This is a genomic window from Rhizobium sp. NPDC090279 (genome assembly GCF_044769665.1).
Classification (GTDB): Bacteria; Pseudomonadota; Alphaproteobacteria; order Rhizobiales; family Rhizobiaceae; genus Rhizobium.
The window spans coordinates 1-19,950 of sequence record NZ_JBIVYI010000008.1; the positions used below are offsets into that span (position 1 = coordinate 1).

The window sequence follows — 19,950 nt, forward strand, 5'->3', positions numbered from 1 at the left end:
CGCCATCACGCCGGTTCCGGGCGGCGTCGGGCCGATGACGATTGCCATGCTGATGGCCAATACCGTCATCGCAGCCCATCGCACGGCCGGAAAGCAGCCGCCGAAGTTTTGAAGAAAATGCCGTCCGGGAGATGACAAAAAACCACTCGGATCGGCTTGCCAAGGCATGAAAGACGACTATAGTCAGGAAATAAATATTCCATAGAAGAAAATGAGGGAACGAAATGGCATTATCATGGCGTTTCTCCGCCTTGGCGGACCGGCACCGTGCTCTCGGATCGAAACTCGAAGACTGGAGCGGCATGGGAACCGCCTGGACCTACGAGAAGGACATGTCGGACGAACATGTCGCGATCCGCACCAAGGCCGGGCTAATGGACGTTTCCGGCCTCAAGAAGGTGCATCTTGTGGGGCCGCACGCCATCGCCGTGCTCGACTATATCACCACCCGAGACATGTCGAAGATCTATCCCGGCCGTTCGGTCTATGCCGCAATGTTGAATGATCGCGGCTATTTTACCGACGACTGCATCGTCTATCGCACAGGGCCTAATTCCTGGATGCTGGTGCATGGTTCCGGCTCTGGCCACGAAGAACTCGTCAAGCAGGCAGCTGGGCGTAACTGCGCCGTCCTCTTCGACGACGATCTGCATGACCTGTCGCTGCAGGGACCGGTCGCCGTCGATTATCTGGCCAAATACGTGCCCGGTATCCGCGATCTCAAATATTTCCACCACATGCAGACGACGCTGTTCGGCGCTCCCGTGATGATCTCGCGCACCGGCTATACCGGCGAGCGCGGCTATGAAATCTTCGTGCGTGGCCAGGATGCGCCGATGGTCTGGGATCGCATTGTCGCGGAAGGCAAGGAGATGGGGATCATTCCCTGCTGCTTCAGTGTTCTCGACATGCTGCGTGTCGAAAGCTATCTGCTCTTCTATCCCTATGATAACTCGCAGATGTATCCTTTTGCCGATCAGCCGCCCGGCGACAGCCTCTGGGAGCTCGGTCTCGACTTCACCGTCAGCCCCGGCAAGACCGGCTTCCGCGGCGCCGAGGAACATGCACGCCTCAGGGGTCAGGAACGTTTCAAGATTTTCGGCATGCTCATCGATGCCGACGGCCCGGCCGATCTTGGCGACGAAGTCTTTGCCGATGGCAAAAAGGTCGGTGTCATTACCTGCCCGTGCTATTCTGCACTGACGAAGAAATCGATGGCGATCGCCCGTCTCGATGTCGACAAGGCCGTGCAGGGCACGAAGCTCGAGGTGCGTGGCAAGAGCCTGAAGGCGAGCGCGATTGCCCATACGCTGCCGTTCGACGATCCGGAGAAAAAGAAGAGGACGGCCATCGGCTAAGGAGGCGCTCATGCTTGTCGAAGGCATCAAGAGCCGACCGGTCTATAAGGGTCTTACCATCCAACCGCACGCCCGGCGGCATCTGTTTGCACTGGAAGGCGAGGGGGCCAATGCCCTCCTCGACCAGACGCCGGCGCTTGATGATGCAGCTCTGTCGCGCAGCGAAATCCTCTATGTCGCGCGCGGCTCGCAGGGCAAAGGCCATGACGAGGGCCTGCGCAGGCTCGGCGCCGACATGTTCTTCACGGCACCGACCATCGCAACGCTGCTCTTTCGTCTGAAAGGATCGCTTGCGACGGCCCATATGGGCACGCGGCTCTACATCGCCGGCACCGAAGGCTTCATCGGCCAGGCGATGATGGTGGCGCTCGACTACGGCATGGACCATGCCTCGATCATCTCCGAGCATCGCGGCTCGCTCGCCCGCCGCGTGCAATGCGTGCATTGCAAGGGTATCACCGACGATGTGACGCATAGCCCGTTCACCTGCAGCCATTGCGGGCTTCCGCTTCTGGTGCGAGACCATTATTCGCGCCGCCTCGGCGCCTTCCAGGGCGTCAACATCGATGCGGAAGAGCCAGGCAGTGCGCCCGATCCCGAGGAGTTGTTCCTATGAGCGGTGGTACGGAAATTCCGGTCCGCGTTGCGAAGGTCACTCCCATTGCCGAGCGCATCAAGCGTTTCCGCTTCGAGCGGCTCGACGGCAAGCCGATGCCTTATTTCTCCGGTGGCGCGCATGTGATCGTCTCGATGAACGACGAAGGCCACATGCGACGCAATGCCTATTCGCTGATGTCGCCGCCGCACGATTGTTCGGCCTATGAGATCAGCGTGCTGCGCGTCGAGGATTCGCGCGGTGGCTCCGCCTTCATGCATGAGAAGGTGCGCGAAGGCGACGAGCTCAAGGTCAGCTATCCCGTCAATCTCTTCCAGCCGGACTGGCGCGGCCGCAAGCATCTCCTGATCGCCGGCGGCATCGGCATCACGCCCTTCATCGCCATGATGCAGCAGTTTTCCCGCGAAGGCGCCAATTTCGAGCTGCATTATGCCGTACGTTCGCTGGATCGCGGCGCCTATTGCCGCGAGCTCGTCGAGCAATATGGCCCGCAGCGGGTGAAGATTTATTGTGACGCCGACCGCAATTTCATCCCTGTGGCACGTCTGCTCGAAAGCCAGCCGCTCGGCACGCATCTCTATGTGTGCGGTCCGGCAGGGATGATCGACGGCGTGCTGCGAACGGGCATCGAGGCCGGCTGGCCGGAACAGAACCTGCATTCGGAACGATTCCTGTCGTCGCAGCCCGGCAAGCCCTTCTCGATCGAGCTGACGCGCTCCGGCAAGACCGTCCATGTCGGCCATCACGAGAGCATGCTGGAAGCGATCGAGGCAGCCGGCGTCGACGCGCCCTTTCTCTGTCGAGGCGGCGCCTGCGGGCAATGCGAGACGGGTGTTGCCGCCTGCGACGGCAAGCTTCTGCATAATGACGTCTATCTGACCGACGAAGAAAAGGCTTCCGGCCGAAAGGTGATGATCTGCGTTTCCCGTTTCGAAGGAAGCGCACTGCATCTCGACCTTTAGGCATCCGGCCGAACCCAGGAGAACGGACATGGCAATCGCCTTCAAGCAGGAAACGTTCCGGGACGATTTCAGCTATCGCAACAGTCCGGACAACATCCGGCGCTTTCCGTTCCCGTTCGATCGCGACGAGTACATGTATTCCGTCAACATGGAACCGCATGTGAAAGGGCAGAAGGACACGGTCTACGAAAGCCTGATCGACGTCGACGAGCATTACGTCGCCGAGATGCGCGACCGGGCGCTGGTACTGAAGGAAGATCCGCTGCGTTATCAGGCGCTGCCGCACATGATGACCTCCCAGTGGGATACGCTGGAATTGCTGATGGAAGAGCAGGCAGCCGGCTATCCCGAGCACTTCACGCTCACCAAGAACGGCGACCAGTGGCGCTGGATCAACCGTCCCCTTGGCATCGACGACACATTCACCTTCGGTGACGCATCCACGCTGCCCTACGAGCCCTTCGAATACATTACCCGCCAGGCACAGGGCGATTTCTGCATCGTCGACCAGCGCGACGGCAATCTGTGGATGGATGCCGGCATGGTGACGACCCAGGCCGACTGGTCGCTCGATTTCGATATCGGCATGAACTTCATGGAGTGGCACGGCCCGGTGCCGCTCGCCCACCAGATCGGCGTCTTCGACCGCGCGCTGAAGTTCCTTTTGAACCTGCAGCAGGGCAAGCCGACGCGCCGTTTCAACTGGACGATGACGATCAATCCCCGCCTCGATACCAGCCCTGAAAACTATCCGAAATGGGGAACGGACCGCACCACCGTCACGCCTGACAATGTCGGCGAGAAGGTGCATCTGCGCGTCGAGTTGCAGAGCCTGTGGCGGCTGCCGCGCTCGAACGCCATCCTCTTCGTCATCCGCTGCTATCTGATGAACATGGACGAGCTGGTGACCGTGCCGAAATGGGCGCGCCGCTTCCCGCGCGTGCTGCGCACCCTGCCGCCGGAGCTCATCGACTACAAGGGCCTGACACGCTTCCGCCAGACGACGATCGACTGGCTTTCGACCTATGACGACGGGGCGCCGACCAGTCCGGGCATCTTCCCCGACTGATGCCTCCGGCCGCGCCAAACGACTGCATGCGATAAGAATTTCGATATAATCGAGAAGGGGAATGCGACATGACACGAGTTGCCGTTATCGGTGCCGGCCCTTCGGGCCTTGCCCAGCTGAGGGCCTTTCAATCGGCCGCAAAGAAGGGTGCTGATATCCCTGAAGTCGTCTGCTTTGAAAAGCAGGCGGATTGGGGCGGCCTCTGGAACTATACCTGGCGCACGGGCCTCGATGAATATGGCGAACCCGTCCATGGCAGCATGTATCGCTATCTCTGGTCGAACGGCCCGAAAGAATGCCTGGAATTTGCCGACTATTCCTTCGAGGAGCATTTCGGCAAGCCGATCGCCTCCTATCCGCCGCGCGCGGTGCTTTGGGATTATATCAAGGGCCGCGTCGAGAAGGCCGATGTGCGCAAATGGGTGCGCTTCAGCACGCCCGTGCGCATGGTCCGCTTCGACGATGCCACCAAGAAGTTCACCGTGACGGCGCATGATCGCACGCAGGACCGGATGTATGACGAGGAGTTCGACTATGTCGTCGTCGCCTCAGGCCACTTCTCGACACCTCACGTCCCCTATTTCGAAGGCGTGAAGACGTTTAACGGCCGCGTGCTGCACGCGCATGATTTCCGCGATGCGGTGGAGTTCAAGGGCAAGGACGTCCTGCTCGTCGGCCGCAGCTACTCGGCCGAGGATATCGGTTCGCAGTGCTGGAAATACGGGGCGAAATCTGTCACGACAAGCTATCGCTCCAAGCCGATGGGCTTCAAATGGCCTGCCAATTTCGAGGAACGGCCGCTGCTGACGCGGCTTGAAAACAAGACCGCCTACTTCCTCGATGGCTCGTCGAAGGATGTCGACGCGCTGATCCTCTGCACCGGCTATCAGCATCATTTCCCCTTCCTGCCCGACGATCTGCGCCTGAAGACGGCCAATCGCCTCTGGGCCGATCATCTCTACAAGGGCGTCGTCTTCGACAAGAATCCGCAGCTGTTCTATATCGGCATGCAGGACCAGTTCTATACCTTCAACATGTTCGACGTGCAGGCCTGGTGGGCGCGCGACGTCATCATGGGCCGCATCCAGCTGCCGTCGGAGACCGAGCTGCAGGCGAACTTCGACAAGTGGCGCGCCCGCGAAGAGACGCTCGAGGATGCCGAGCAGATGATCTGGTACCAGGGCGACTATGTGAAGGAACTGCTCGCCGAGACCGATTATCCGAGCTTCGACATCGAGGGCACGAACAAGACCTTCATGGAATGGGAGCATCACAAGGCTCACAACATCATGGGCTTCCGCGACCACGCCTATCGCTCGCTGATGACCGGCACCATGTCGCCGACGCATCATACGCCCTGGGTCGAGGCGCTTGACGATTCGATGGAGGAATATCTGCGTAATTGATCCGCGGTCATTTCCCCACCTAACCGGCAAGGGAGGCGAAGAGCAGCCCTTGCCGGCCTTTTGTGCGTTGAGACGAAACGAGTTCATCCGCAACCTTCTCTTCGGGCATGGCCTTCATGGATTTCCAGACGAGCGTTCTCGGCCGCATGGCCGGTTTCCTTTATCGCTGCCGGGCAGACGAAAACTATACGATGCTTGACATGACCGATGGCATCGAGCGCATCTTCGGCTATCCCGCCGATGAAATCATCGGTAACCGGGCACGAACATTCACCTCGATCATGTGCGAGGAGGATATTCCGCTGATGGATGCGCTCGTCGGCAGGGCTTTGGAAAATCGCGCCGACTGGACGATGGAATATCGTATCCGCCATCGCGACGGACATTTCCTTTGGGTGACCGAGACCGGCGGCGGTGTCTGGGACGAGGCCGGAGAACTGCTCTATCTCGAAGGCAGCATCCTGAACATCGAATCTCTTTATCAGCGTATCGACGAGCAGACCGCCGGCATGCGGGTCACGGCATCCAAGACCAATGAGATCCTGCAGTCTCTGCGCTACCTGAAGCTGCTGGCAGTCAATGCCGGCATCGAAGCGGCAAGGGCGGGGACGGCGGGTTCCGGTTTCGCGGTGCTCGCGGCGGAGATGCGCACGCTTGCCAACTCCTCTGAGGAGGCAGCGCGCGCGATTTCGAGCGCACAGAAGAAAGCGGAATAGGCTCTGTTGCAAGTTCTGTAAACGAGACCTAGGCCCCTTGGTGTCTTGAATATGCCTGTATCTCCGCCAACGAAGGTCGGCCACCCATCATAAAGAAATTCATTTTAATATAGTTCGGCAGATTGAGTTGAACCACGGTCTCTGAAACATCTGCAGTGGTCGCTTCTTCGTAAGATATCGACGCCTTTTGAAGAAGCATCTTCGCTTCCTCAAGCGACAAGCCGGGTCTGAAGCCGTCGAACTGAACATAGCGCCGGGCCGCGTATTTCATCTTTCCTTGCTTTGGCTCCGGAAAGCCGTCGATTGCTGCCCACATTCGAACACCGACTCTACGAACCTCTACCTGCGTGCCTCGTATCCAAAGTTCGACCTGAATATTTCCGTGATAATCGAGCAGGCTGTCGAAAGTTGCACTCCCGCTGAAATCCCACCAGCTCGGTATTCCGAAAAGGCGGCCAAAAGAGAAAAGGGGAACGTCCGGACGGAGCGCCTGAGACGGCGTTTTTCGAAGTAGCTCCAAGATCGAGAAGGCTTCTGGGCCATGTTTCGTGTGCATGAATAGCGGATATCATGGCCTCGGCTTTGCTACAATATAGCTCCAAACTATGCTTCTAACCGATGCAGGTTGTTTCGTCCAACAAAGCTGCAATTATCCGTGCCGACTACATGATTTCTGTCAAGATACGAGCGGAACGCCCTTTTTTCCGAGGGTAGTCGCTGGGTAGTTTTCCAGAAATGCCTTACGAGCGCGGCCGCGTCTTCTGTGGATCATAGTGGGACAGCGGCACGATAACGGCCGGAAGCCGCTTCTGCTGACCGTCGAGCTTGCCGATCTCGACCCTGGTGCCGACGCCTGCATGGGTGACATCGACGCGGGCAAGCGCAATGGTCTTGCCGAGGATCGGCGATCGCGTAGCACTGGTGATCACACCGATCTGCGCCCGGCCGATATGAATGCAATCGCCATGTCCGACTGCTTCGTTCGCCTCGATATCGAGGCCGACCATCAGATGCCGCGGGTTTTCCTTTCGCCGAAGCAAAGCGTCGCGACCGATGAAGTCGTCCTGCTTGGATTTCAACGGAACGGTGAAGCCGATGCCCGCCTCGAAGGGGTCGGTCTGGTCGTCGAATTCATGATGCGCGAAGACCAGGCCCGCCTCGATGCGCACCATGTCCAGCGCCTCAAGCCCCATCGGCTTCAGCCCATATGGCTCGCCGGCTTTCCAAACGGCGTCGAAGACGGTGGCCGCATCCTTCGGATGGCAGAAAATCTCGTAGCCGAGCTCGCCGGTATAGCCGGTGCGTGACACGACGACCGGGGCACCCTCGAAATGGCCGATCCGGCCGACCGCGAAACGGAACCATTCCAGTTCGCCGATCGTCGGCTGGCGCGGCGCCGTCCAGATGATTTCCTTGAGGATATCGCGGCTCTTCGGCCCCTGCAGGGCGATATTGTGCATCTGATCGGTGGAGGAGCGAACCCAGGCCTTGAAGCCTTTCTTCTCCGCCTGCTCGCGCAGCCAGATGCCGCTATAGTCGTCACCGCCGATCCAGCGAAAATTCTTGTCGCCGAGACGGAACAGCGTGCCGTCGTCGATCATGCCGCCATGTTCGTAGCACATGGCGGAATAGACGACCTGGCCGGGCGATAGCTTGCGCACGTCGCGCGTCAGGCAATATTGCAGCAATTCTTCCGCATCAGGCCCTGTCACCTCGAACTTGCGAAGCGGCGAGAGGTCGATGACGACGGCACGTTCGCGACAGGCCCAATATTCCTCGACCGGCCCTTCCGACGAGAAGCGGTTCGGCAGCCAGAAGCCGCGATACTCGGTGTAGTCGCGCGTCATGGCGGAGAGGTGCGGGTGGAACGCGGTTTCCCGCGTCAGTTCGGGGTCGGCGTCTGGGGTCATGCGATAGGCCACCGCTCGTGTGAATTTCTCTTTGCCGGAAAAGGTGCGCACGTGGATGTCGGTCGGGTCCCAGCCGTTGGCCGCATCGATGTCATCGGGGCAAGAGGAGGAGACGCAGACGAGATCCGTCAGCGCGCGCATCAGGACGTAATCGCCCGGTCGTGACCAGGGTTCGTCGAGATAGAGCTGGTTATTGTGATCGATGTTGGTGTTGTAGAAGTAATTGAGCGCTTCCCAGCCCTTGCGGCCGGCAATGCCATAGGGCGCGAGCGCCGCATTGAAATTGTCGGTGCAATTGACATGGCCGGGATAGCCCATGTCGTCATAATAGCGCGAATTGCAGGCCGTGGCGAAGGCGTCATGCCGGCCGACCGTGTCCTGCACGATCTCTATGAGAGGCTCGAAATCGCGATCGAAAGCCTTGGAGGGAAGGCCGGGTGTCGGATAGCTGCGGCCGAGCAGAGTGCGGGTTACGGTGGAATCGAGCGCGAGATCGAGCCCCTTGTCGACCTTGCGGGCGGAAAAGGCCTGAAAGTCGGTGCATTGCCGGCCATAGACATCGATGATCTGGATATATTCGCCGGCGCGGACGAAATAGGCCGAGGCGGTTGCCGCCTTGATGCGAATGTCTTCGATCGGGTCGGCCAGCGGTTCGGGCAGCGCGGAGGCATAGTCGCGCAGGATCGTCGCCCGGCGTATTCGCAATTCCAACGGCGTTGCCGTATCCTGCGCTTCGGGAGACATGGCTGTCCCTGGCGCGCAGGCGACAAGCAGGCCCCCGGTGGCAATGGTGAATTCCGCCGTGTTGCCCGCTGGCGATGACCCGCCGAAGAGGTGAAGTGCTGCCGCAGACGCCAGATCGGCGCCCCGTCGTTCCAGCGCTGTCTTGACGCGCGCAGCACCGTCTTTACCTGATGAAAGAAGGGCCTTCAGGCCCGTTGCTTCGCCGGTGAATGCGGACCCCAGTCCCGCGGATTGAAAACGGCCCTTTTCATCCAGGAAGGTGAGCTCGCAGAGCTGGCCGCCCTCGCTATCCGTCACCGAGACCCGGTCACCGGGCTCGACGCGCACGACCAACGATCCGCCACCCTTGCAGCGATAGCGTTCGGTGTCGCGCGGCAGCGCCGGAATGCCCGGATAGCGAATGATGCTCGCCGAAACGGGCCGAACTCCGGCGGTCGGCGGGTGGAGATCTCGCATATTGCCCTCTCGGGAAATGACGTCTGTCAGGACACCGGAATCATGCTGACAAAATGCCGTCCGAAAGTAAAGTGATATTGACTAAAAAGAAAATATCTTCACTATGTATAAAGGGCATGCATCTGGAAACCCGCGCACAGACTCGGCTCAAGAAAACCTCCAGCAAGCCCCGCAATGCCATGGGAGGCACGTTCAGGGAGACGTACGAAGATACGTCCGGAACATAAATGGGGAATATCATCGATGACGGATATCGTGGACGCCAGCGCTTCTGCTGGCACCGAAGGTAAGCTTATACGCGCGCTTGACTGGAAGGGCGCCTTCTGGGTGGCTGCGGGCGTGCCGCCACTTGTTCTTTTCTCCATCGGCGGCATCGCCGGCACGACGGGCAAGCTTGCCTTCGTCGTCTGGATCATTTCGATGATCATGGGGTTTCTGCAATCCTTCACCTACGCGGAAATTGCCGGCATGTTCGCCAATAAGTCGGGCGGTGCTTCCGTTTACGGTGCGACCGCCTGGCTGCGCTATTCGAAGTTCATTGCGCCGCTTTCGGTCTGGTGCAACTGGTTCGCCTGGTCGCCTGTCTTGTCTCTCGGCTGCGCCATTGCGGCGGGCTATATTCTCAATGCCTTCTTCCCGATTCCCGCGGCGGATTCGCAGGCTGTGCTCAGCTGGATCAGCGCACATGCAACCTCCATTGCCGCAGATAGTCCGCGGGTCGCCGAATATATCGCGGCCCACGCTGGCACGTCGCCGCAGGATGCGGTGACGGCGCTGCTCAGCGCCGATGGCGTTGCCGCGCTGACGCCGGCCATCCGCAGCTGGTCTTTCCTCAGCTTCAACATTCCCTTCCTTGCGACCGCCAACATCAATGCCACCTTCTTCATCGGCGGCATCCTGATGCTGATCATCTTCGCGATCCAGCATCGCGGCATCTCCGAGACGGCGAGCGTGCAGAAATGGCTGGCGATCATCGTTCTCGTACCGTTGCTCATTATCGGTCTCTACCCGATCGTCAGCGGCCAGATCGTTTCTTCCAACGTCACGGGCCTGGTGCCACCAACCGCGGCCTATGCCGGCACAGACGGCACATGGAGCAATGGCGGCTGGACGCTCTTCCTCGGCGGTCTCTATATTGCTGCCTGGTCGACCTACGGCTTCGAAACCGCCGTCTGCTACACGCGTGAGCTCAAAAACCCGAAGACGGATACATTCAAGGCGATTTTCTATTCCGGGCTTGCCTGCTGCATCTTCTTCTTCCTTGTGCCCTTCGCCTTTCAGGGCGTGCTCGGCCATGCCGGCATGCTGGCGCCCGGCATCGTCGACGGCACCGGCGTCGCCGAGGCGCTCGGTGGCCTGATCGGCGCCGGCCGCATCGTTACGCAGCTGCTCGTCATCCTGATGATCCTCGCATTGTTCCTCGCGATCATGACCGCCATGGCCGGTTCCTCGCGCACGCTCTATCAGGGCTCCAAAGATGGCTGGCTGCCGAAATATCTCGACCATGTGAACGAGCATGGCGCTCCGACCAGAGCGATGTGGACGGACTTCGCCTTCAACCTCTGCCTGCTCGCCATAGCCTCGGATACGAGCGGCTACTTCTTCGTGCTCGCCGTCTCCAATGTCGGATACATCATCTTCAACTTCCTGAACCTCAATTCGGGATGGATTCACCGCATGGATTCGGGTCACGTCGAGCGCCCCTGGAAAGCGCCCACCTGGCTTATCGGCCTCAATACCATCCTTGCCTTCGTCAACGCGCTATTCCTTGGCGCCGGCGCCAAGGTCTGGGGGTATGCCAATGCGCTCTGGATCGGCTTTGCCTTCGCGGCCCTCATCCTGCCGGTCTTTGCCTACAGGCATTATGTTCGCGACGGCGGCAAGTTTCCGGCCGGCGCCATGGACGATCTTGGGCTGGTCGGCCAGGATCTGGGCGTCAGGAAAGCGGGCATTCTGCCCTATGTGGCACTGGCCGGCGGCCTTGCCATCGTATTGATCGCCAACTGGGCCTTCCAGTTGCCGGCATAGCGATGTCTGGTCGAAAGTGATACTGATGCGTGCAAGTCCGGCCTGTTCGACAGGCCGGACTTCGTTATGGGATCAACGGATCGCGCGCCCTGTCTGCCCGATCACTCGGGCGCGACGATCAGGGTATCGTCGATCTCGACGGTTTCTTCGAGACGGGTGCGTTGTTGCGCCAACCGCAGAAGTGTGGCCGCCAGCAGAATGGCCATCAGCCCGAGCTCGACGGCGATGGCGGTGACGCCCGCCGCAAGATAGAAGCTCGAATATTGCAGGACCTGCGCGAAAACTGCGCCGAGGATCGCCGGCCCCAGGCCAAGCGAAACTTGCTGCATGGTCGCAAGCATGGCGCTGCCTGCGCCGGCATGTTCATGCGGCACGTCCGCTAGCCCGAGCCGGTAGAAGCAGTTGACGATCAGCGCCTGGCCGAAGCCGATCAGGACGGTGGACGGGATAAGGTTGATGACACCGGGTTGCGGCCAGACCGTTTCGAGCGTCACGATGAGCAGTACGAGCCCGGTCATCTGGATGACGCAGCCTATCGCCAGCATGGCTTCCCGGCGCAGACCCGCAAGCCGGCGCACAACGAAGACCGCCGAGACGAAATAGGAGCCACCGAGCGCGATCAGGGCATTGCCTGATTGCAGCGGTGTCAACCCGGCGCCTGCCTGCAGCGTCAGGGCGAAGACGAACATGAAGCCGCTCCAGCAGGTGAAAAAGAGTATGGCGATCAGGCCTCCGAACCGCATGCTGGAGATACGGGTGAGCGACGGAGGCAGGATCGGGAAGGCGCCGCGCGCCTCCTTGGCGCGTTGGATGCGCCATAGAAGCACCGCCAGTGGCAGGATCGGCGCAAAGCCCAGCAGGCAGAGCCAGTTCCAGTGCAAGGACGGGCCGAGCGCCGTTGGCAGCAGCACGGAGAGCGTCAGCAGCGCCAGCGTGACCATGCCGGACCAATCAACCGGAACTCTGCCTTGGCCGCGGGTCTCGGGAACGTAACGCCACATGCTGAGCAGGATAAGGATGCAGATCGGCAAGTTGATGAGAAAGATGCTGCGCCAGCCGGAGCCGGCAATATCGGCTGAAATCAGGAAACCGCCGAGAACCTGGCCGATGATGAAGGCGATGCCGCCGATCGCGCTATAGAAAGCGACGGCACGGGCATGGTCGCGTCCGGTCAGGGTGACATGGATCGTCGCCAGCACCTGCGGCACCATCAGTGCTGCCGCAATTCCCTGCAGCGCGCGGGCAACAATGAGGAAGGTGACGGAAGTCGCCATCCCGCAAAGCAGCGAAGCGAGGCAGAACATCAGGACGGCCAGGCCGAACATGCGCCTGCGGCCGAAATTGTCGCCGAGGCGGGCACCCATTGCCAGGCAGACGGCAAAGGCGACGCCATAGGCGGCGACGAAGAGTTCGAGTTCGGTCTCGCCGGCGTGCAGCGAGGCAGAGATGGCGGCAAGGCCGACATTGATGATGGAAAAATCGAGCTGCAGCAGCAATTGCCCGGCGAGCAGGATCATCAGGCCGAATTGGCCAAGCCGGATTGGTGCGGATGACATGGGGACCTCAACGCATTTTTCGAAACTGAGTCCACAGCGTTCTACACCTATGTTAAACTGGTACAAGATGCCAGTTTAGACTGGTATAAAAAGTGCCAGGCTGGAGGGTGAAAATGCACGGTATGCTCGATGTCGCTGCCAATCAGGCGCTCTCGCGGGCGCAGGAACTCGGCGAGATGCTGCGACGGCGGCGGGAAACGCTCGACCCGCAGCGACTGGGCCTTGGTCGCGCCGGCCGAATTCGTACACCTGGATTGCGGCGGGAAGAAGTGGCATTGCGTGCCGATATCGGCATCACCTGGTATACGAAGCTGGAGCAGGGGCGGCCGATCCGCGTGTCGCCGCGCGTGCTTCTCTCAGTCGCGCAAGCGTTGGAGTTCAACGAAGTCGAGACGGAGCACCTGTTCAGATTGGCCAATCTGCCGGTTCCGCCCCGGTTCGAAAATCCACGAGTCTGCGAGCCGCTCACCGCGGCAAGCCAGCGCATCCTCGATCAGCTCTGTCCTTATCCCGCCGTTATCCAGACGAAGCGCTACAATATACGTGGCTTCAACGAGGCCTATCGCCGCCTCGTCGGTGTCGATCTCGATGCGCTCCCGCTCGAAGATCGGAATTGCATCTATCTGTCCCTCGTCAATCCTGCCTGGCGCGCCAGCCAGGCCGATCCTGACGAGGTGCTGGCCAGCATGGCCGCCCTGTTTCGCGCCTCCATGGCGGAGCATCTCGACGACCCTGTCTGGGAGCGGCAACTGGAGCGCTATATGAGCGCGTCGGATCAGTTTCGCATCGTGTGGGACCGCTACCAGCTCAAGGGCATCGAGAATGTCGTGAAGCGTTTCCGTCTGGCGGATGGCGCGATCCTGGCGCTGCAATCCAACAATTGGTGGGCAAGCCCCACCAATGACGATCGCATGATCGTCTATACACCCGTTGACGAGGCCGGGGCTGAGCGGCTGAGCGCGATGATGAAGCGCAGGCGGGCTTGCTGAGCGATAGAGCCCGGAACCTCAGCGATCGATCACCGTATGCGATCTTGCGGCACGTCCTGCCCTCATGGGGCATCGGGCGTTCCTGCGGTGTCAAAAATGGACGTAGGCTTTAAACGGCAGTCTGCCTAACGTTACGGAAGCAGACATGAACGAGGCCGTTTCGGTCGCGCAAAGCCAAATGAGTAACAGATTACAATAGTTTCAGAGTAGTTTCACTTGCAGGCGCGAGACCCTTCGTGCTGCCGCGCCGGCAGTGATCCTCGAGGGAGTCATAATGGAACGCTTTCGCCACCTTATGGCAGGCGGCCTATCGCCGAAGCAAGCCGATATACTACAAAAGGTGCTGGACAGTGTCGCCAGCCAACCCTGGTTCGACAGCAATGACCATTGCCGTAAAGCCCTGGCCGGACGGTTGACATTCCTGATGAAAATCGGAATTGAAAATGCCGCGCATCTCCAAACCATCGGTGTGTGTTGGGCCGTAAACGACTTCAACCGGGATATGATGAAAACGAACCGGAGGAAGCCGATGGACATCACGGAGGCCGAACGGCTTCCACTTGGTGACTATCGCTAGCGCTCCCTATCCTCCATTCAATCTCAACGAGCATTCCGGCAAAAAATCTCGCATCTCGCAACGGGGCGCGATCTCATTTGCGCGGCGAACTCAATCAACGCCCGCTTCAAGCCGACATGAAAGACGTTGCCTCCGCGCCAATGAGCTCGCCCATTCGCTTGATCAACTCGTCCAGGATCAGGATACGGTGGCCGCCGGAGGGGCGAATGGCGAAGTAGGCGACCTCTATCTGCGGTTCGAACGGGATCTCGACGATATCGGCTCCGGCGGACCGCAGGCTTGTGTGGTCGACAATGCCGACGCCCATCCTTGCGGCCGCGAAATGGCAGCAATTGAGCATCGAGGTTTCCATCGTGCTTGTCGGCTGATGATCCTGCGCGGAGAAGGCGCGGTCGAGCGCCAGTCTGAGCGGCGAATTGCGGCCGGGGATCAACACGCGCTCGTCCATAAGGTCCGCGGGCCGGATGATGCTTCGGGAGGAAAGACGATGCCCTGGCGCCATGGCGGCGACGGCGTGGGAGCTGTGCAGGAGCACTGCATTCTTGTCCGCCATGCGGGGCGAACCGAAAACGAAGCCGAGATCGTAGCGGTTCTTGTCGACCATGTCCCAGATGTGCCGGCTGTTTTCGACATCGATCACAAGCGGAATGTCACGCCTGTCGCCAACGACATCAAGGATGGCCTGATGGAGATACGGCCTGACGAGCGACGTCACGCTCGCAATCCGCAGAACGATGTTCTTGTGCCGACGAATATCGTCTGCGGCCTGGGCGATCTGGTCGAGGCCGAGATACAGTCGTTCGACTTCCCGAAAGAGCTGCGTTGCCTCGACTGTCGGGACGAGGCGGGCACCCACGCGCTCGAACAGGGTGATCTCGAGGATATCCTCCAGGTCGCGGATAAGGCGGCTGACGGCCGGCTGCGTGACATTGAGCGCATCGGCGGCCGCCGTGATGCCGCCGGTCATCATCACGCTTCTAAATGCCTCTACCTGTCTTGGCTTCAATCGCATTTCATGCCCTTTCCATAACATTAGGGCATGGATCGAACACAAAATGCAATTTTTCTTTTTGCGGCAGAGTCTTTAGTGGCAGATCAAATCTGCTTGGAGAGCGCGGATTTTGGAAACGCCGGAGGAGCACCATCATGAAATTTCTTAAGGCCGCGGCCGTCTTGGCGGTATCCGCCCTTGCCATGCCGCTCATAAGCCACGCCCGGGACCTGACCGTTGGCCTTGCCGCCTCGACGACGTCGATGGACCCGCAATTTTACGTCGTCGGTCCGAACAGCGCGATGGCGCGCAATATCTTCGATGGCCTTGTCAATCAGGACGAGAAGCAGCGGCTTCAGCCGGCGCTGGCGCTGTCCTGGAAGACGATCGACGACACGACCTGGGAGTTCAAGCTCCGTCCGAATGTGAAGTTCCACGACGGAAGCGATTTTACCGCAGATGACGTCGTTGCCAGCATCAAGCGGGTTCCGCTTGCTTCGAAAAACAGCCCGAGTTCCTTTGCCGCCTATGTCAAGGCGATCACCGAGGTCACCGCGGTCGATCCGCTGACGGTCCGCATCAAGACCGACGGCCCGACGCCTTTGCTGCTGAACAACCTCAGCCGTATCGCGATCCTGCCGGGCAAGATGCGAGATACCACGACGGAAGAGATGAATTCCGGCAAGGGCGTGATTGGCACCGGCCCGTTCAAGTTCGTCTCCTGGACGCCCGATGACAACGTCGTGCTGGCACGCAACGACGCCTATTGGGGCGAAAAGGCTGCCTGGGACAAGGTCACGTTCAAGATCTTCAAGAACAGCAGCGCCCGTGTTGCCGCAATGCTTGCCGGCGATGTCGACATGATCGAAAGCATCCCGACGGCCGATACGCGCCGCCTGCAGGCTTCCGATCAGCTGAAGGTCGTGAACGTCGCCGGCAACCGGATCATGTATCTGCATATGGACCAGGCGCGGGAGGTCTCGCCTTTCGCCAAAGGCCCCGATGGCAAGAACCCGCTGTTGAAGCCCGAAGTGCGCCGCGCGCTGTCGCTTTCGATCAATCGCGAAGCGCTCGTCGACCGCATCATGGATGGACAGGGCGTTCCCGCTGGGCAGCTCGTTCCGGAAGGCTATTTCGGCTACGATCCAGCGATCAAGGTCGATCCCTACGATCCGAACAAGGCGAAGGAGCTGCTCGCCAAGGCCGGCTATCCCAACGGCTTCTCGCTGACCTTCCACGCGTCGAACGATCGCTATCCGAACGATTCCAAGGTCGCCCAGGCGATCGGTCAGTTCTTCAGCCGCATCGGCATCAAGACCGAAGTTGCGACCCTGCCGGGCAGCGTCTATTTCACTCGGGCATCCAATCTGGAATTCAGCTTCATCATGGGCGGTGCGGCGGTCGAGACCGGCGAGGCATCCGGCGTGCTCGGCCCGATTCTTGAAACCTTCGGGGACAAGGCCGGACAGGGCAATCGCGGACGCTATTCGAACCCGGAATTCGACAAGGCGCTCGGCGAGGCGCGCTCGACGCTCGATGACGGAAAGCGCGAGGAGCTGCTTCGCAAGGCGACCGAGATCGCCATGAACGATCTTGGCGTCATCCCGATCTTCTATCTCGCCAATACCTGGGCGGTGAAGAAGGATCTTTCTTATCCCGGACGGTCGGATGGTTACACGCTTCCCTATTACGTGAAGCCGAACTGAGCCGGTGAAAGGACGATCGAACATGTCTTTCCGCGGCGTATTTCCCTATCTCGTTTCCCCGATCGATCCGTCCGGTCAGGTGATGAAGGGTGTTTTGATCGACCTCGTGGACCACCTGATCGCTTCGGGTGTCCATGGCCTGACGCCGCTCGGAAGCACAGGCGAATTTGCCTATCTGAACTGGGATCAGCGCCGCAGCGTCGTCGATACGGTGATTGCGGTCAGCCGCGGACGCGTCCCGGTCGTTGCCGGCGTCGCATCGACATCGACCAGCGATGCCGTCGCACAGACCGAATATATGGTCGAGGCGGGAGCCGACGGCATCCTCGCCGTGCTGGAAGCCTATTTTCCGGTCGGCGACGAGGGTGTCGAAGCCTACTTCACGGCCATTGCCAAGGCCGCAAAGGGGCGGCCGGTGGTGCTCTACACCAATCCGCAATTCCAGCGTTCCGATTTGAGTCTGCCCGTTATCGAGCGGCTGAGCCATGTCGACAACATCCGCTACATCAAGGACGCCTCGACCAATACGGGGCGTCTGCTCTCTATCATCGAGCGGACCCGCGGTCGAATGGAGGTATTCGCCGCCTCGGCCCATATCCCGGTCTGCGTCATGATGATCGGCGGTGTCGGCTGGATGGCTGGCCCTGCCTGCGTCGTGCCGAAGCAGAGCATCGCGCTCTATGAGGCTGCCAATGCCGGTGATTGGGCAAGGGCGATGGAGTTGCAGCGGCCGCTCTGGCGCGTCAACGAGATCTTCGCGAAATACTCGATCGCCGCCTGCATCAAGACGGCGCTGGAACTGCAGGGATTTGCCGCCGGCGCGCCAATGCATCCGCAGCTTCCCCTTGACGAGACCGCACGAACCGAGATCGCGGATGTCCTTCGCGAACTCGGCGCCCTCTGACATCGCATTTTCCACTTATTGAAGGCATCTCACCATGAAGCCGATTTCGATCATTGTCGATTGTGACCCCGGAATTGACGATACGATCGCACTTCTGACCGCATTCGTGTCGCCGGAGCTCAACATCCTCGGCATTACGCCGGTCTGCGGCAACCAGCCGTTGGAGCGCACCGTGCGCAACGCCCTTCAGGTCTGCGAATTGGGTGGGCGCCCCGACATTCCGGTCTTTGCAGGCTGTTTCCGTCCGATGCTGCGCGAGCCGATCTACGGCCAGTTTCATGGCAAGACCGGCCTTGGCAATACGACCTTGCCGGAACCAGAAAAGATGGCGGAGAGCAAATCGGCGGTCGATTTCCTCATCGACACGCTCAGCGAGGCAGCGGCGACGGGAGACCGCGTCACGCTTTGCTGCCTCGGGCCAATGACCAATATCGCCGTGGCCCTGCGCATGAAGCCGCAGATCGCCGAAGGCATCGAGCGGATCGTCATGATGGGCGGTGCCTATCGCGAGCCCGGCAACCGGACGATGACTTCCGAGTTCAACATGCTGGCGGACCCGCATGCGGCGCATGTCGTCTTCTCGAGCGGAATTCCGCTCGTTGCCCTCGCACTCGATGCGACGCATCAGGTCATGCTGAAGCCCGAGCATGTTGCTGAGTTCTCGCGCGTCAGCGGACGTATCTCGCAGACGCTTGCCGAGCTGATGGCCTTTTGGGATCGCAATGACGTGCGCCGTTACGGCTCGCGCGGCGGGCCACTGCATGATCCGCTGGTGATGGCCTATATCCTCGCCCCGCATCTGTTTAAGACCGAGAAGGCCCGCGTCTTCGTCGAGCATGAAAGCGAGCTCTGCATGGGCCAGACCGTCGCCGACTGGTACGGCAAAAGCGGTCTGGAGCCGAACGCCGATATCGTCACCAAGGTCGATGCCGAGGGTGTGATTGCCTTCTTCCTCGACCGGCTGTCACGCTACGCCGAAAAGGCTGTCGTATGATACCGGAAAAAATCATCATCGATGCCGATCCGGGCGTGGACGATGCCGCAGCCATCCTGATGGCGCTCGCATCGCCGGAAGTGGATGTGCTCGGCCTCTCGATCGTCGCCGGCAATGTTGCCCTTCGCGATACGGTGCTCAACGCCTGCAAGATCGTCGGCCTCAGCGGCGGCCGTGATGTGCCGGTTCATGCAGGCGCGGCCGGACCGCTCGTGCGGGACCAGGTATACGGCAAATATGCCCGCATCGGCGCCTTTGACGATGCGCTGGTGAAAGCCGGCGATATCGGCCCATCCGAAGAACATGCCGTGCATTTTATCGTGCGCTCGGCGCGCGAAGCAGCAGAGGTCGGCGAACAGATCACCATCTGCGCCATCGGCCCGATGACCAATATTGCCTTGGCATTGATTCAGCATCCGGACGTGGCATCCGGCATAAGGCAGATCGTTTCGATGGGCGGTGCTTTCACGGCGCTGGGGCACCGCACCCCCTGGGCCGAGTTCAACATCTATGCCGATCCGCATGCGGCCGAGATCGTCTATCGCTCCGGCGTGCCGATCGTCGTGATGCCGCTCGACATGACCTTCCAGGCGCTGTTTACCTCGGAGCATTTCGAGCGGTTCCGAGCCGGCGGCGAGGCGGGGAATGCGCTCTTCAATCTTTTTTCGACCTTCGACCGCAGCGATGTCGGGCGGTTCGGCAGGCCGGGCGGCCCGATCCATGATGCCACCACGATCGCCTGGCTCATTCGCCCGGAGCTATTTAGCGGCCGCAAGGCTTTCGTCGGCGTGCAGGTGACGGGCCTCACCATGGGCTACACCTATGCCGACTTTTACGGAAAGATGGATCGCGCGCCGAATGCCACTGTCATCACTGATGTCGACGAGGACGGATTCATAGCACTGCTGATCGAGCGCATCGCCCGCTTCGGGCAAGGCGGCCTCGATGTCGCAGCGCAGGGAGGTTGA

General features: G+C 60.3%; 17 protein-coding genes and 1 pseudogene. 14 read left to right on the forward strand and 4 right to left on the reverse strand.

Annotated features, from left to right (window positions below; all coding sequences use genetic code 11):
* The 7 genes and pseudogenes from ACIQWP_RS20075 to ACIQWP_RS20105 form a co-directional block, all read left to right on the forward strand.
* Positions 1-112: pseudogene (locus tag ACIQWP_RS20075) on the forward strand (bifunctional methylenetetrahydrofolate dehydrogenase/methenyltetrahydrofolate cyclohydrolase); the annotation flags it as partial.
* 112 nt (positions 113-224) lie between these two features.
* Positions 225-1,358 carry an aminomethyltransferase family protein gene (locus ACIQWP_RS20080; protein ID WP_402791053.1) on the forward strand — a complete coding sequence of 378 codons (1,134 nt, stop codon included), beginning with the start codon at positions 225-227 and terminating at the stop codon, positions 1,356-1,358.
* A 10-nt stretch (positions 1,359-1,368) separates the two neighbouring features.
* Positions 1,369-1,974, forward strand: coding sequence for a dimethylamine monooxygenase subunit DmmA family protein (locus tag ACIQWP_RS20085; RefSeq protein WP_402791056.1), 606 nt, complete (start codon positions 1,369-1,371; stop codon positions 1,972-1,974).
* Entirely contained in the window at positions 1,971-2,936 is a 966-nt protein-coding gene (locus tag ACIQWP_RS20090; protein ID WP_402791059.1) for a PDR/VanB family oxidoreductase, read from the forward strand. The genes ACIQWP_RS20085 and ACIQWP_RS20090 overlap by 4 nt, the downstream gene beginning before the upstream one ends.
* 28 nt (positions 2,937-2,964) lie before the next feature.
* Positions 2,965-4,005 (forward strand): heme-dependent oxidative N-demethylase family protein, encoded by a 1,041-nt coding sequence (locus ACIQWP_RS20095; RefSeq protein ID WP_402791062.1) that lies wholly within the window; start codon positions 2,965-2,967, stop codon positions 4,003-4,005.
* A 68-nt stretch (positions 4,006-4,073) separates the two neighbouring features.
* Complete coding sequence (locus tag ACIQWP_RS20100) at positions 4,074-5,411, forward strand: NAD(P)-binding domain-containing protein (RefSeq protein ID WP_402791065.1); 1,338 nt, start codon at positions 4,074-4,076, stop codon at positions 5,409-5,411.
* Positions 5,412-5,527: 116 nt separating this feature from the next.
* Positions 5,528-6,127: a PAS domain-containing protein gene (locus tag ACIQWP_RS20105; protein ID WP_402791068.1), complete on the forward strand. Its 600-nt coding sequence runs from the start codon at positions 5,528-5,530 to the stop codon at positions 6,125-6,127.
* Between the two features lie 28 nt (positions 6,128-6,155).
* On the opposite strand, the gene ACIQWP_RS20110 is transcribed toward ACIQWP_RS20105, so the two are convergent.
* Complete coding sequence (locus tag ACIQWP_RS20110) at positions 6,156-6,683, reverse strand: hypothetical protein (RefSeq protein ID WP_402791071.1); 528 nt, start codon at positions 6,681-6,683, stop codon at positions 6,156-6,158.
* Positions 6,684-6,867: 184 nt separating this feature from the next.
* A complete protein-coding gene (locus ACIQWP_RS20115) occupies positions 6,868-9,237 on the reverse strand; it encodes a DUF1989 domain-containing protein (protein WP_402791074.1) in 2,370 nt (789 codons plus the stop codon).
* A gap of 243 nt (positions 9,238-9,480) precedes the next feature.
* Here ACIQWP_RS20115 and ACIQWP_RS20120 point away from each other — a divergent pair, with 243 nt between their 5' ends.
* Positions 9,481-11,265, forward strand: a complete 1,785-nt coding sequence (locus ACIQWP_RS20120) for an APC family permease (RefSeq protein ID WP_402791077.1) — start codon at positions 9,481-9,483, stop codon at positions 11,263-11,265.
* A 101-nt stretch (positions 11,266-11,366) separates the two neighbouring features.
* On the opposite strand, the gene ACIQWP_RS20125 is transcribed toward ACIQWP_RS20120, so the two are convergent.
* Positions 11,367-12,821 carry an MFS transporter gene (locus ACIQWP_RS20125; RefSeq protein ID WP_402791079.1) on the reverse strand — a complete coding sequence of 485 codons (1,455 nt, stop codon included), beginning with the start codon at positions 12,819-12,821 and terminating at the stop codon, positions 11,367-11,369.
* A gap of 113 nt (positions 12,822-12,934) precedes the next feature.
* Between ACIQWP_RS20125 and ACIQWP_RS20130 the strand changes: the two genes are divergently transcribed.
* Both ACIQWP_RS20130 and ACIQWP_RS20135 read left to right on the forward strand, forming a co-directional pair.
* Entirely contained in the window at positions 12,935-13,810 is an 876-nt protein-coding gene (locus ACIQWP_RS20130) for a helix-turn-helix transcriptional regulator (RefSeq protein WP_402791082.1), read from the forward strand.
* 274 nt (positions 13,811-14,084) lie between these two features.
* Positions 14,085-14,387 (forward strand): hypothetical protein, encoded by a 303-nt coding sequence (locus ACIQWP_RS20135; RefSeq protein WP_402791085.1) that lies wholly within the window; start codon positions 14,085-14,087, stop codon positions 14,385-14,387.
* A gap of 106 nt (positions 14,388-14,493) precedes the next feature.
* Here ACIQWP_RS20135 and ACIQWP_RS20140 read toward each other — a convergent pair whose 3' ends face one another.
* The gene (locus tag ACIQWP_RS20140) at positions 14,494-15,399 is read right to left on the reverse strand and encodes a LysR substrate-binding domain-containing protein (RefSeq protein ID WP_402791087.1); all 906 of its coding nucleotides are present in this window, start codon (positions 15,397-15,399) and stop codon (positions 14,494-14,496) included.
* A 134-nt stretch (positions 15,400-15,533) separates the two neighbouring features.
* Between ACIQWP_RS20140 and ACIQWP_RS20145 the strand changes: the two genes are divergently transcribed.
* The 4 genes from ACIQWP_RS20145 to ACIQWP_RS20160 are packed head-to-tail and all read left to right on the forward strand — an operon-like array spanning position 15,534 to position 19,950.
* Positions 15,534-17,084, forward strand: a complete 1,551-nt coding sequence (locus ACIQWP_RS20145; protein ID WP_402791090.1) for an ABC transporter substrate-binding protein — start codon at positions 15,534-15,536, stop codon at positions 17,082-17,084.
* Between the two features lie 22 nt (positions 17,085-17,106).
* Positions 17,107-17,988: a dihydrodipicolinate synthase family protein gene (locus ACIQWP_RS20150; RefSeq protein WP_402791093.1), complete on the forward strand. Its 882-nt coding sequence runs from the start codon at positions 17,107-17,109 to the stop codon at positions 17,986-17,988.
* A 34-nt stretch (positions 17,989-18,022) separates the two neighbouring features.
* Entirely contained in the window at positions 18,023-18,982 is a 960-nt protein-coding gene (locus tag ACIQWP_RS20155) for a nucleoside hydrolase (RefSeq protein ID WP_402791096.1), read from the forward strand.
* Positions 18,979-19,950 (forward strand): nucleoside hydrolase, encoded by a 972-nt coding sequence (locus tag ACIQWP_RS20160; RefSeq protein ID WP_402791098.1) that lies wholly within the window; start codon positions 18,979-18,981, stop codon positions 19,948-19,950. The genes ACIQWP_RS20155 and ACIQWP_RS20160 overlap by 4 nt, the downstream gene beginning before the upstream one ends.